Source organism: Exiguobacterium sp. ZWU0009 (assembly GCF_000798935.2).
GTDB lineage: Bacteria > Bacillota > Bacilli > Exiguobacteriales > Exiguobacteriaceae > Exiguobacterium_A > Exiguobacterium_A acetylicum.
In genome coordinates this window covers 2866081-2878664 of record NZ_CP018057.1, presented here as the reverse complement: position 1 = coordinate 2878664, position 12584 = coordinate 2866081, and the positions used below count along the sequence as shown (strand labels likewise).

9 protein-coding genes are annotated in these 12584 nt (G+C 48.9%); 7 read left to right on the top strand and 2 right to left on the bottom strand.

Annotated elements, in window-relative coordinates; all coding sequences use genetic code 11:
- Position 1 precedes the first annotated feature (1 nt).
- Positions 2–784, top strand: coding sequence for a flagellar hook-basal body protein (locus L985_RS14830; RefSeq protein WP_029342729.1), 783 nt, complete (start codon positions 2–4; stop codon positions 782–784).
- Between the two features lie 52 nt (positions 785–836).
- Here L985_RS14830 and L985_RS14825 read toward each other — a convergent pair whose 3' ends face one another.
- Together L985_RS14825 and L985_RS14820 are read right to left on the bottom strand one after the other, a co-directional pair.
- Positions 837–1685, bottom strand: a complete 849-nt coding sequence (locus tag L985_RS14825; RefSeq protein ID WP_047394550.1) for an NAD(P)-dependent oxidoreductase — start codon at positions 1683–1685, stop codon at positions 837–839.
- A 99-nt stretch (positions 1686–1784) separates the two neighbouring features.
- The gene (locus tag L985_RS14820; protein WP_047394553.1) at positions 1785–4325 is read right to left on the bottom strand and encodes a HAMP domain-containing sensor histidine kinase; all 2541 of its coding nucleotides are present in this window, start codon (positions 4323–4325) and stop codon (positions 1785–1787) included.
- Positions 4326–4575: 250 nt separating this feature from the next.
- Here L985_RS14820 and L985_RS14815 point away from each other — a divergent pair, with 250 nt between their 5' ends.
- The 6 genes from L985_RS14815 (at position 4576) to L985_RS14790 (ending at position 12575) form a co-directional block, all read left to right on the top strand.
- A complete protein-coding gene (locus L985_RS14815) occupies positions 4576–5733 on the top strand; it encodes an AI-2E family transporter (RefSeq protein ID WP_029342726.1) in 1158 nt (385 codons plus the stop codon).
- Between the two features lie 67 nt (positions 5734–5800).
- Positions 5801–6124 carry a winged helix-turn-helix transcriptional regulator gene (locus L985_RS14810; RefSeq protein ID WP_029342725.1) on the top strand — a complete coding sequence of 108 codons (324 nt, stop codon included), beginning with the start codon at positions 5801–5803 and terminating at the stop codon, positions 6122–6124.
- Between the two features lie 317 nt (positions 6125–6441).
- Positions 6442–9195, top strand: a complete 2754-nt coding sequence (locus L985_RS17065; RefSeq protein WP_201247401.1) for an adhesive domain-containing protein — start codon at positions 6442–6444, stop codon at positions 9193–9195.
- A gap of 79 nt (positions 9196–9274) precedes the next feature.
- Complete coding sequence (locus L985_RS14800) at positions 9275–10903, top strand: hypothetical protein (RefSeq protein ID WP_052169363.1); 1629 nt, start codon at positions 9275–9277, stop codon at positions 10901–10903.
- Complete coding sequence (locus tag L985_RS14795; RefSeq protein ID WP_052169364.1) at positions 10900–11517, top strand: class D sortase; 618 nt, start codon at positions 10900–10902, stop codon at positions 11515–11517. Before L985_RS14800 ends, L985_RS14795 begins: the two co-directional genes overlap by 4 nt.
- The gene (locus L985_RS14790; protein WP_029342721.1) at positions 11514–12575 is read left to right on the top strand and encodes a YheC/YheD family protein; all 1062 of its coding nucleotides are present in this window, start codon (positions 11514–11516) and stop codon (positions 12573–12575) included. Before L985_RS14795 ends, L985_RS14790 begins: the two co-directional genes overlap by 4 nt.
- The last annotated feature ends 9 nt before the right edge of the window (positions 12576–12584 follow it).

The following is a 12584-nucleotide window of genomic DNA, read 5'->3' as shown; positions in this document are numbered from 1 at the left end:
GATGCAATCAATCTATACATCCGCAAGTACGATGGGACAGTTGCAAAAGCAGCTCGATACGACCGGTCAAAACTTAGCTAACGTCGATACGAACGGCTATAAACGTCGGGATGCTCAGTTTAATGAACTGCTCGTCCGTAACATCAACAACCAAGCGACAGGTTTTACACCAGGTCCGTTGACGACACCAGAAGGACTTCGACTCGGTGTCGGAGGCTACGTCGCAAACGAAGCGACACGCTTTGGCGTCGGAACGTTCCGGACGACAGACCGAAAACTCGATGCTGCACTTGGGAATCCACATCATTTCTTCGGTGTCGTCGATACGGATGGCGTGACGAAGTTCACGCGAGACGGGAACTTTCAGTTGTCGCCACAAGCGAACGGACAAGTCCTGCTGACGGATGATGCCGGACGCTCCGTCATCAACCAGGCGAATGATCCAATCGTTTTGCCAGCGAACGCGACGGAGATTGAACTGAACAAGGATGGCAATATCACGGGAATCCTAAACGGAGATCGACGTGTCCTCGCTCGAGTAGGTGTCGCGGACATTCCAAACTACGGTGAGTTGACGGAAGTCGGTGGTGGTTTGTTTACAGCAACCGGACAATACCAGAATGCAGCGGGCAATCCATTGACGGTCGGCCGACTTGAGACATCAAACGTCGATATGGCGCTTGAGATGACGAACTTGACGCAGCTCCAGCGGGCGTATCAGTTCAACTCGAAAGCCTTGATGACGAGTGATCAGATGATGGGAATCGTTACGTCTCTTAAATAATTGCAAATCAAAAGGGTGGTGCTTCTCAAATCGAGAGGCATCACCCTTTTCGTTATTTTTCCTGTAAGGCAAGATAAATTGCTGCCATATCAGCATCACCATAATCAGGTTTCGCTTCAGTGTAGCTAGCGTTCGTCGCTTGGGCAAGGGGGAGCTCAAGCCGTTGGCGTGTGGCTTCTACCGTGATAAGCCCGAGATCTTTCGCCATCAGCCGGAGTGGGAAGGCAGAAGGGAAGTCATTCTTCCGGTACATGTCGCGTTTGCCGGTGAAGAGCGGCGTATTCATGCCGGAAGCACTGATCATCTTAATCAACTTCTCTTTTTCAAGTCCTGCACCTTCTCCAAGGAGTAATGTCTCCGCAACCCCTTGACCGACGACAGCAAGCAACAAATTAATGGCGAGTTTCGCCGCACTTCCCGTACCGTGCGCTCCAAAATGAATCGTTTCCTTGCCGAGTAAGTCGAGATACGGCTGACAAGTCGCGATGACTTTCACGTCACCACCAGCAAGCAGGACGAGCTGACCGTTTTCTGCGACTGGAACAGAACCTGATACAGGAGATTCGAGATACGTACCGTTATGCTCTTCGACGAGACGAGCCATCTCCTTCGTTTCTTCTGGTGAGATTGTGCTCAAATTGACGATTGTCTTACCATCGAGATCCTCTTTCACATTTTCGAGAACGGACGCAACAGCCGGTCCGTCAGCTAACATGATGAAAAGAATGTCGCTCTGACGGACCGCATCTCGTGCCTCTTTGACAGCCGTTGCGCCTTTCTCTACTAAAGGAGCTGTTTTTTCATACGTCCGGTTGTAGACGACCAAGTCATGACCACCGTCGAGTAGACGTTTTGCCATCGGTACACCCATATGTCCTAAACCAATCCATCCAAGTTGCATGTTGATTCCTCCTTAAAATAATGCGCTTTTGACTATACCCCGCGTCTTATCCGATCTAACGACAAAAAAGACCATCCACTGATGTGAACGGTCGAATGATTAATCTTCATACGTAAGGATCGTCGAGATGACAGCGATCGGGAAACGAATCGTAAAGGTCGATCCGACACCAACGACGGATTCGACATCAATCGTCCCGTTATGGTGTTTGACGATTTCCTTACAGATCGACAGACCAAGACCGGTTCCGCCGATTTTTCGTGTCTCGGAGTTATCGACACGATAGAACTTATCGAATAGTTTCGGAAGGGCCTCTTGCGGAATGCCGATGCCTTCATCCTGGATCCGGATCTGGGCGAAACCGAGTTCGTTTGAAATTCGTATCAAGACTGTACCCCCACTTGGCGAGTACTTGACGGCATTACTGAGCAGATTGTTCAGCAATTGCTTCATCTTTTCCGCATCACCGTCAATCATGATCGGTCCCCGTGCCTCAAAGTCAATCTTATGCGTTTCATGCGAGACATCATAAAACTCGATCAAGTCCTGGGCCAGTTCGACGACATCGAATGTCGACATCTCATAGCGGTGCTCACTCGACTCCATCCGCTGGACGTCGAGGAAATCATTGACGAGCGTCGTCAGGCGACCAGTCTCCGAGTGAATCGTCTGGAGATACTTCCGTTGCCGTTCTTCCTCGAACCGTTTGTTGAGCATCAGTTCCGTGAAGCCATAGATGGAAGAGAGCGGTGTCCGCAATTCATGGGAGACGGTTGAGACGAACTCTTCCTTCATCCGCTCGGCTTCCGTTTCCTTCGTCACGTCGCGCAGGACGAGCATCGTACCGACCCACATGCCGTCGACTTCAATCTTCTCGGCGTAAATCTGAATATACGTGCTGTGCTTTCGGATCGAGACGATTAAGCTGTCTTTCGGTAAGTTCAGTTCAACGATTTGTTCGATATAGCGCTCGAACGCTGCCGGTTCATCAATGATGTCCGCTAATGCTTGCATCGCTTGCTCAAAAGCAGAGCGTTCTTCGTCTTCGAACTGAGTCGGTACTTCCGGGAATAACGTCATGAGGGGTTCGTTGACGAGCAACTCATCCGTCTCATGTTCGATATAGACGACAGCTTCGCGAATCGAGTTCAACAGTTGCGTCGTCTTGTTCTTCTCGCGGATCATTTCCTCATAAATGCCCATCCGTAAGAGCGAGAGGGACAATTGATGCGAGAACGACAGGATGTCATTCATTTGTTCCGTCGTGAAAGCATCACGGTAGCGGACGAGATAGATACAGGCAATCATGTGCTCTTTCGTCGGATCAAGCACCGGCACTGCGACTTCATACATATAGTATGGATACGGGAGCGGACTCTCGTGCGCGACCTGTTTCGATGAATGGACGGGACGCTTCAAAAGACGTGCCCGGTGCAAGAGCGATTGATCGTCAGAGACAAGACGGCCGACCATCTCTTCTGTCATTCCGTAATCGATCGTCGAGCGAACTTCTTGTTGATCAAGGAACAATAGGGCACCGATTTCAGAATGCGTGATCGAGACAAGCTTTTCGATGATTTCTGGATATGCCGTCAATGTCTCGCGGGAGGCGAGTGTCTCTGTCAATTCATTGCGATACTTCAGATGTTGTTCGCTACGAAGCGTGATATCGAGTGCTTCTTCGAGTTCTTCCTGCTGTGCTTGCAGTTCTTCTTGCTGGGCGACGAGTTCTTCCTGTTGCGCTTGAAGCTCCTCGTTCTTCGCCAGCATATGGACCTTGTTATCTGCAATCGACGCTGCCATCTGATTGAACGATGCCGTCAACGTATGCAGCTCATCCTTGCGTTTAGGCAACGGAATTGCTTGAATATCTTCCCCCGTCGCAAGGAGTGCACTATCGCGAGACAGTGTATTGACCTGTTTCGTGACGCGGCTGATGAACGGACGAACGAGCGAGAAGAGGACGAGAATCAAGACGACGAGATTCGACAGCCAGATGAACTGGGCAACACGCATTTCGCCAAGAAGATCATTCTTTGCATCGACTTCCTTGCCTTGAATCAACGTTAGATAATCCGAAAGTAACGTATCAATCCGTGTCATGTCGACATCAGCATCTGATAAGCTGACCGATCCACGTAACGTACCATTTTCGGTGAACAGGTCTTTCCCGTTGGAGAGAGCAGCGAGCGTATTCGGATCAACGAAGTCTTCATTGATTTTCCCGTCTTTTTTTCCTTCAACGTATTCATTCAGGAGTGGAAGCGATGTTCCGAAGTAATCGTCATAGATTTGACGCGTCGCTGTCGCATATTCTTTTCCTTGCTCATATACCGCATACTTTTCAAACCATGTCGTCAAGCGGTTGATTTCCTGTTGATTTGTCTTGATGGCATCAAGTGTTTCTTGTGAGCCAGTCAATAAGTAGGATTTGACGTTACTTTGCGCGACAGTCCACTCGTTCGCGAGTGCATTGGCGTTCGTTCGCCGTTCCCGCAAATCATCGAACGTCGCATTCGCTTGATCGATTTTCTGCTCCGTATAGAAGTAAACAATTCCGGACGTGATGCTGAGGGCGACGAACACCATATAAAAAGCGAACATCAATTGGCGACCGATTGTGTGATTGATCCATTTCACTAGGATTTCCTCCGTATTCTATTTTACATGTATAAAAAAGGTTGCTTAAATATCGAATATACTTATCTTACGCAGAAACGGACACACCATCAAATTTGAATCTGCAAAAATCACTGAAACAAATATATCATATATTTCTTATCTACATAACGAACTATACATTTTTTAAGAATAAGGATTAAGAAGTATCATTTTAAGGAAAACTAAAGAGGATATTGAACTTTATTCTTTTACGTAGGGAAGTGGTTAGATGCAAAAAATGTTTGAAAACAAATGGTACCGATTCGCCTGGTGGGTTATGACATTACTGATCATCGTCTGGATTGGTGATCATGTGACGTTCCTGTTCCGACCAGTCGCGATTCTGCTTCAGATGGTCGTACCACCCCTCGCGATCGCTGGGATTCTCTATTATGTCCTGCTACCAATCGTCGAGTTGCTTGAGAAAAAGATGAAGCGGCGCCCGGCTGTTTTGATCGTCCTCGTTGGTTTGATCGGTATTTTAACGACACTCGGATTCATCTTTGGTCCGATGTTATCGGAGCAGATCACACAGTTCGTCAATTCGATTCCGACGCTTGCGACACAGTTCCAGCGGCAATTGGTCGACGTTCGGGAACAACTGGAGAACAGTGCCTTCTTTTCACGATTCATGACGGGTCAAGACAACTTATTCAATAAGTTCTCTGGGAACATCTCGGAGTATGCGTCGACGTTCCTAAAGAACATCGGTACAGGTGTCGGTGGGTTCGTCAGTGTTCTGACGACGACGGTCGTGACGATCGTCATCATTCCGATCATGTTGATCTACATGTTGCTTGATGGTGATAAGCTTAAAGGTAATCTCGTTAAACTGATGCCGTATGAGTATCATAAGGAAACGAAAAAAATCCTCGGTGATGTCCACTTGACGATCATGAGCTATATCCGAGGACAAGTCATCGTCAGTATCGGTGTCGGAATTATCGCCTATATCGGATATCTGATCATCGGGATCGATTATGCGTTGTTGCTCGCCTTGTTTGCGACATTGACGAACATCATTCCGTTCCTTGGTCCGGTTCTCGGTGTCATTCCGGCGTTGATCGTCGGGTTCATCCAGGATCCGATTCTTGCGATCTATGCGATCATCGTCATGACGGTCGCGCAACAGATCGATTCGCACATCATGTCACCACTTGTGCAAGGGAAAACACTTGATGTCCATCCATTGACAATTATCATCGTCTTGCTCGTCGCAGGGAACATCGCTGGATTTTTCGGCGTCTTGCTGGGTGTTCCGTTCTACGCTGTCATGAAGGTAGTCATCTTGAACATCCGTCGCCTGTATCATCTCCGGTCGCAAAAGAAGATGGTCATCACGGAGGAAGAGAAGACGTTCGATACGATCATCACCGATCGCGATTGAGTTTTGAAATTCACGTAAAAGTGCGTCATACTGAAGAGGTAGTTAAGAAAAAGGGGGCAGGAATCAGATGGATTCACGTCATACCGAAGAACAAGCCGATTTACTGGCGTTGCAAAAATTTCAACACAACTTCGAGAACAGTCTGAAGTCGAGCATCATTTATCTCTTGCGTGATGGTGCGTTGACGATCGGGGAACTCGAGCAACGGATCGATCAATCGCACGGTCAAATCCTCGAACAATTACAGGAGCTGATCGAAGATGGACTCGTCATCCAGCAGATGTCTGAGAAAGTGCACGGACTTGCCTATTATTTGACGGCACCGGCTGAAGATCTCGTCCGACAGTTCAAGGAATCGATCCGTTGGAGTAAGCAACACATTCGATACTAAAAAGCAGGTTTCTAGACCTACGAGCAGACGCTCGTAGGTCTTTTTGCGTTTTTTAAAACTATGGTCATATAAAATTGAAATAAGCCGTTTTTACACAAAATGGATAGAACTAGCATGAAATAAAATTACAATATATATTAACGTGTAATTATTCATAATATATATTATTTATATTTTTATAGCAAATTAATATCTAAAATACTGGTTAATAGTAACTATTTAAGCATTGTTTTTGTAAAAAATTGTATATTTTCATGGAGATTGCATGCATAATAATAGGTGTACGATTATTTTTTCCGTAGAAAAGGAGTGTTGAAATGAAGAAAAAAGCACCTGATTTTCGAAAGAAGATGAATCGACACCATAGAAACCACACACGAAGACTAGTGAAACTGCTGGCAGCGTCCTCTCTCGCCCTCTCTCCGATCTCATTCACTTATACAAAAACCGAAGCAGCTGAGAATTCTGAAAAGAAGTTTCAGACGCAACAAAGCCAATTCGCGAATTCGGTGCGAAACTCACTCGTCCAAGGACCGAATCGAGTCAGTTTAGCTGAAGTTCAACTACTGACAGATGTCGCGGTCAATGCAAATCTGACGGAACAACCGGATAACTATGATTTAGCCCTTAATTTAACCGGTGTCGGATTAGCCGATGCGGAAGTATTGAACCCAGACCGGGTGGCTGTCTTCAACATTCCAGATTTAGCGGGAAAAATGCAGGCGAACGGTAATGCGTCGGTCAGTGTTGAATTATTACCCATCACACTTGAAGATTTACCGACGCTTAAAGGACAGCTAGATCCGTTGACGGGAACAGTAGCAGATACTGTGACTGACCTATTAGCGGGTATCGATCGATTACAACGTACTCCAGTCGTAGGTAGTTTGTTGAGAGTGGAGGGGCTCACAGAATTAACGGATGCTCTGGATAATCTACAGAATTTAGATACCGCCCTTTCGGATCTTTTGGATTACGAAGGTTCTGCTCCAGTCACGATTAATCCGGATGGTTCAATCGTCATCGATTTTAGTGATGGTTTAGGACAGCATCTTGATACGGTAACGAAACAAGTTGTCCAAGACGCCTTAACCGATTTAGTCAATGCCATCACGAATTTAAAACTATCCGGAATAGCAGGAAACTTAATTGATCCTGTTTTAAACCCAGTCAAAAATTTACTGCCAGGTGTGAACAGTCTTTTAACGGCAGTAACGAACGATACAGTGAACTTGTCGAATGAACTCGCAGGTGTACAAGTACTTGGACCAACTTCTGTTAGTGCCGATGTCATCGTTGATAAACCGGCTGGAGTTGCTCAAGACGAAGCTGTTGTTACAGGGTCTGTCGTCAATACGTCTGCAATTGATGCACAACTGCTGGCCGATTTAGATGGTCAAGATACGATCGTCTTTGATGAAGAGGCAGATGGAGATGCTGACGCAGATGCTGACGCTGATGCGGATGCTGACGCAGATGCTGACGCAGATGCTGATGCAGATGCTGATGCGGATGCCGACGCAGACGCCGATGCTGACGCTGATGCTGATGCTGACGCAGATGCGGATGCCGACGCAGACGCAGATGCCGACGCAGATGCTGACGCTGATGCGGATGCCGACGCTGATGCCGACGCCGACGCAGATGCTGATGCTGATGCGGATGCCGACGCTGATGCCGATGCGGATGCTGACGCAGATGCCGACGCAGACGCAGACGCAGATGCCGACGCAGATGCTGACGCGGATGCGGATGCCGACGCTGACGCTGACGCAGATGCCGACGCGGATGCGGACGCTGATGCCGATGCGGACGCAGATGCTGACGCTGATGCTGACGCCGATGCTGATGCTGACGCCGACGCGGATGCTGATGCAGATGCTGATGCTGACGCAGATGCTGATGCTGACGCTGATGCTGACGCAGATGCTGACGCTGACGCTGACGCTGATGCCGACGCTGATGCCGATGCGGATGCTGATGCTGATGCTGACGCAGATGCGGATGCCGATGCTGACGCTGATGCCGATGCTGATGCTGACGCTGATGCTGATGCTGACGCTGACGCTGACGCTGATGCGGATGCCGATGCTGACGCTGATGCTGACGCTGACGCTGACGCCGACGCCGATGCTGACGCCGACGCCGACGCAGATGCCGACGCTGATGCTGATGCGGACGCTGATGCTGATGCTGACGCAGATGCGGATGCCGACGCCGATGCTGACGCTGATGCTGATGCTGACGCTGACGCTGATGCCGATGCTGACGCTGATGCCGACGCCGACGCTGACGCTGATGCCGACGCTGATGCTGACGCTGATGCGGATGCTGATGCCGACGCTGATGCCGATGCGGACGCCGACGCCGACGCTGATGCGGACGCTGACGCCGATGCTGACGCAGATGCCGATGCTGATGCTGACGCCGATGCTGACGCTGATGCTGATGCTGATGCTGACGCTGACGCTGACGCTGACGCTGATGCTGATGCTGACGCTGACGCTGATGCGGATGCCGATGCTGACGCTGACGCTGATGCTGACGCTGACGCCGATGCTGACGCAGATGCAGATGCAGATGCTGACGCCGATGCGGATCAAGATAATGATGGTGACAATGATAATAACAATGGTGGAGACAAGGATAACGACAATGATGGGAAAGAGGATCCAGACAACGTCTCGAATCCGAACGATGATAACGACAATGACAATGTCATCATCCCGATTCCTGTCGTCACGCCACCAACGACTCCACCAGGAAATGGTCCGGTTGTCACACCAACTCCTGGAACGAGCCCTGTCTCAGGTCCGAACGTCAAGCCAACTCCTTCGAACGGCGTTGTAAACGGACCAAGCGTCAAGCCGACATTGCCAGCGAACACAGTCAGTGCTCCAATCAATAAATCACCACTCGTTTCAAAACCGATCACTCAACCAGTGAAACGAATCGTCGGTGGTACGTTACCGAATACTTCGGAAAATCTGTTCTTGATCACCCTCATGGGAATGCTTGCGACAGCTGCCGGATTGTTCACGAAACTGTTCCGTCGCCGTCCACAAGAGTAAGTCATGCTGTAGTTAATCGTAGTGGGGCCATCTGTGCCTCACTGCGATTCATCCTTTTAGAATAGGAGTGAAGCTGAACATGGACCTGCTCAACCGATTCACCACTGCCATGGATGTACTGGAACAACACATGAAGACTGATGATATCTACTACTGGAATCGTCAGATGATGTTATTCGTCTCACTCGGACAAGCATCGGAGCGAGCCCGTGTCGTTCGATTCCAAGGTAAAGGGCTACAATCCGTAAAAGATCAAGCACGCAATTGGCTCCGCCAACAACCAGAAGTAGCGTGGTTGAAGCTCGACATCGCCCGAAACTTTGAGGCACTCTCGTTTGAGACCTTAAACGAGCGAGTGAAAGACACACGGAAAAATTACTTCCGGTACGGAATCGCGTTTGATCGGAAGATGCAATGTGCCTATCTAGAAGAAGAATTGAATGGTAATGCCGTTTTGACACAAGATCCGACGCATCCAGAACTACACATCAATCTAACGAACTTGAGCAATTATGCGCACCAACAAGGGCGGACGGAGCGGATGAACTTTCATCCGACAAGTCCATGCCTCCTCTTTGATACGCTAGGTGTTTTCGCAGACGAAACACCGCATGTACTTGAAGTCATACGTGATGTTGAAAAAATCCGTGAGACGACAAGTCAACTTCCTTCTGAAATCAAGACAATCGTCGCCCAGTCGAGTGAGTATCTTGCTCGCCAAGTCCGGGCGAATGGTCGCTTCCAATATGGTTACTTCCCATGCTTTGATAAACCGATTAAGTTCTATAACAGCTTACGTCATGCAAGTACACTCTATTCAATGATTGAAGCCTATCGACTGACACCAAGCGAACGATTACGCCAAGCAATCGATCGAGCAAAACGCTATTTGATCGAGGAATTGATCGTACATGAAGGGGAGCGTTCCTTCGTGCTTGATCGCGAATCAAACGAAATAAAACTCGGCGCGAATGCTGCAGCGATCTTAGCATTGACGGAATACATGCAGACACTTCAGACGATGGATGATCTACGACTCAGTCAACGACTCGCAACAGGCATTCTTTCACTGCAACAACCGTCGGGACAATACCTGCATGTACTCGAGTATCCGTCGTTTGCGTTAAAGGAAGCCTTCCGGATCATCTATTACGAAGGGGAAGCGACATACGCCTTGATGCGGTTGTACGCACTCGATCCCGATCCCCGTTGGCTCGATAGTGTCGTCCGATCATTTGATCATTTCATCGCTAAATCGTACTGGAAATTCCACGATCATTGGTTGAGCTATAGTGCGAACGAGTTAACGAAATGGTTGCCGGAAGAGCGTTATTTCCAGTTCGGTCTCAAGAACGTCTCCCCGAAACTCGACTTCATTCATCACCGGGAAACGACGTACCCGACGTTCCTTGAACTGATGCTTGCGGCACGCGAGATGATCGACCGGATCGAAGCGCTTGGAAGAGTCGACTTATTAGCAGACTTTCCACTCGACTGGCTCGACCAGACGATTGAACGACGGATGATCTATCAGCGAAACGGTTTCTTTTATCCGGAAGTCGCGATGTATATGAAGAAACCCGGTCGGATTCTCGGAAGTTTTTACATCCGGCACCATTCGATGCGGGTCCGGATTGATGACGTCGAGCATAATTTATCTGGTTATTGCCGGGCATGGGCACGAATGCTGAAGGAGGTGCCGTCATGATGCGACGCGTATCAACGCTGTTACTCGTCATCGGACTTGCCTTACTTGGATACGTCGGATATCAAAAACTGACGGTCCAGCAAACCTTGACGACGGAACTCGCAAAAGCAAAAGATGTCGTTCGGGCGGAAGAAACTTCATCGACCACATCAAAATCAGAAGCAACGAGCAAACCATCGAAGGAGAAGACGAAGGATGTCCTCTTCCAAACCGGTGAGACGGTCGGATATTTAAGGGTGCCATCACTTGAGATGGAGTTACCGGTGCTTGAAGGCGTCGATGATGCGACACTCGCAAAAGGTGTCGGCCATCATCCGGAGACGGCCTTTCCAGGGCAAGGCGACCGGATTTTCCTCGCCGGGCATAACGATACGACGTTCTCGAAAATCAGTAAGTTGAAGAAGGGCGACGAAGTCGTCCTCTATCTCGCGAACGGCTCCTATCGCTACGTCATGCAGTCGAGTGAAATCGTCGACTACAAAGACACACGGGTGCTCGAGTCAACGAAGCAAGAGTCACTCGTCGTCTCGACCTGTTATCCATTTTATAACGTCACGGACAGCACGGAACGTTATTTGATCTACTTTGAACCGGTCGAGGAGGATGCGTCATGACACGAATTGGAATTTTACGCTTAAATGAGACGCCCCAGTTTCGCGATAAGATTGCCTGCGTCATCGGAGCCTCGATGGGTGTCGACATCTTCTTCTTCCGACCGCGCGATGTTGATTTCGAAAATCGGACGATCCGCGGACTCTTCTTCGACGAAGATGCGTGGCATCAAAGTATGTATGAGTTTCCGGATGTCATCTATAATCATTTGCCACTGAGTGATGCGGACAAAGAATTGTTCAAGCGACTCGCAACCGAGATTCCGTTTACGACGCACCGGATCGGTAATAAAAACGTCGTCCTACGTCAATTGGCACAAGAAGGCACGTTTCAGGATGTCTTGATTCCAATGCACCGGGTAAAGAAAGGAAAGACGATTTTGCCGCTGATTGAGAAATACGGAAAAGTCGTTTTCAAGCCGGCGAATGGTAAACAAGGGCAACGGATTTATACGATTGAACCAAAAGGCGACGAGTATCGATTCAGCCATCTATTGGAGTCAACCGTCTGTTCGACAGGGGAATTGATCACCCGCATCGAAGAAGAGACCAAACGGAATCCGATGATCGTCCAGCCGTTCATTGCCTCGCAAACGATTCATGGACACTCGTATTGTATGCGGATCCATGTCGCGAAGGGAGCGAACGGTCAATGGAAACTCGTCAAATATTTTCCGTTCGTCAGCAACAATCACCAAGAATCGGTCAGCCATCTCAGTCATGGAGCGTTTTCGACGACGCGGATGGACATATTTATGAAGCAGAACTATCCGGATCAACATGAAGCGATCTCGCGACGGATCGTTGACTTTGCGCGACGATTCCCCGTCTATTTCGAATCGTTTTATGATTACCCACTCGATGCGCTCGGGATCGATGTCGGGATTGGTGCGGATGGAAAAATCTATCTCTATGAGGTCAACAGTCTACCGGGAACGCGGTATGTCGAGTTTCAGGCAGAATATCTCGCAGTCCAGTATTGCCAGTACCTTGCGACACATGGACGTCCCGGTGTACATGGACTCGATCGGGGATGGATGAAGGAACGGATCGAGGCTTAGAAAAGAGGC

Bases quoted from the DNA above. Each gene is read 5' to 3' on its own strand.
- L985_RS14830 (WP_029342729.1), top strand. From the start codon at position 2: ATGCAATCAATCTATACATCCGCAAGTACGATGGGACAGTTGCAAAAG.
- L985_RS14825 (WP_047394550.1), bottom strand. From the start codon at position 1,685: ATGCAACTTGGATGGATTGGTTTAGGACATATGGGTGTACCGATGGCA.
- L985_RS14815 (WP_029342726.1), top strand. From the start codon at position 4,576: ATGCAAAAAATGTTTGAAAACAAATGGTACCGATTCGCCTGGTGGGTT.
- L985_RS14810 (WP_029342725.1), top strand. From the start codon at position 5,801: ATGGATTCACGTCATACCGAAGAACAAGCCGATTTACTGGCGTTGCAA.
- L985_RS17065 (WP_201247401.1), top strand. From the start codon at position 6,442: ATGAAGAAAAAAGCACCTGATTTTCGAAAGAAGATGAATCGACACCAT.
- L985_RS14800 (WP_052169363.1), top strand. From the start codon at position 9,275: ATGGACCTGCTCAACCGATTCACCACTGCCATGGATGTACTGGAACAA.
- L985_RS14795 (WP_052169364.1), top strand. From the start codon at position 10,900: ATGATGCGACGCGTATCAACGCTGTTACTCGTCATCGGACTTGCCTTA.
- L985_RS14790 (WP_029342721.1), top strand. From the start codon at position 11,514: ATGACACGAATTGGAATTTTACGCTTAAATGAGACGCCCCAGTTTCGC.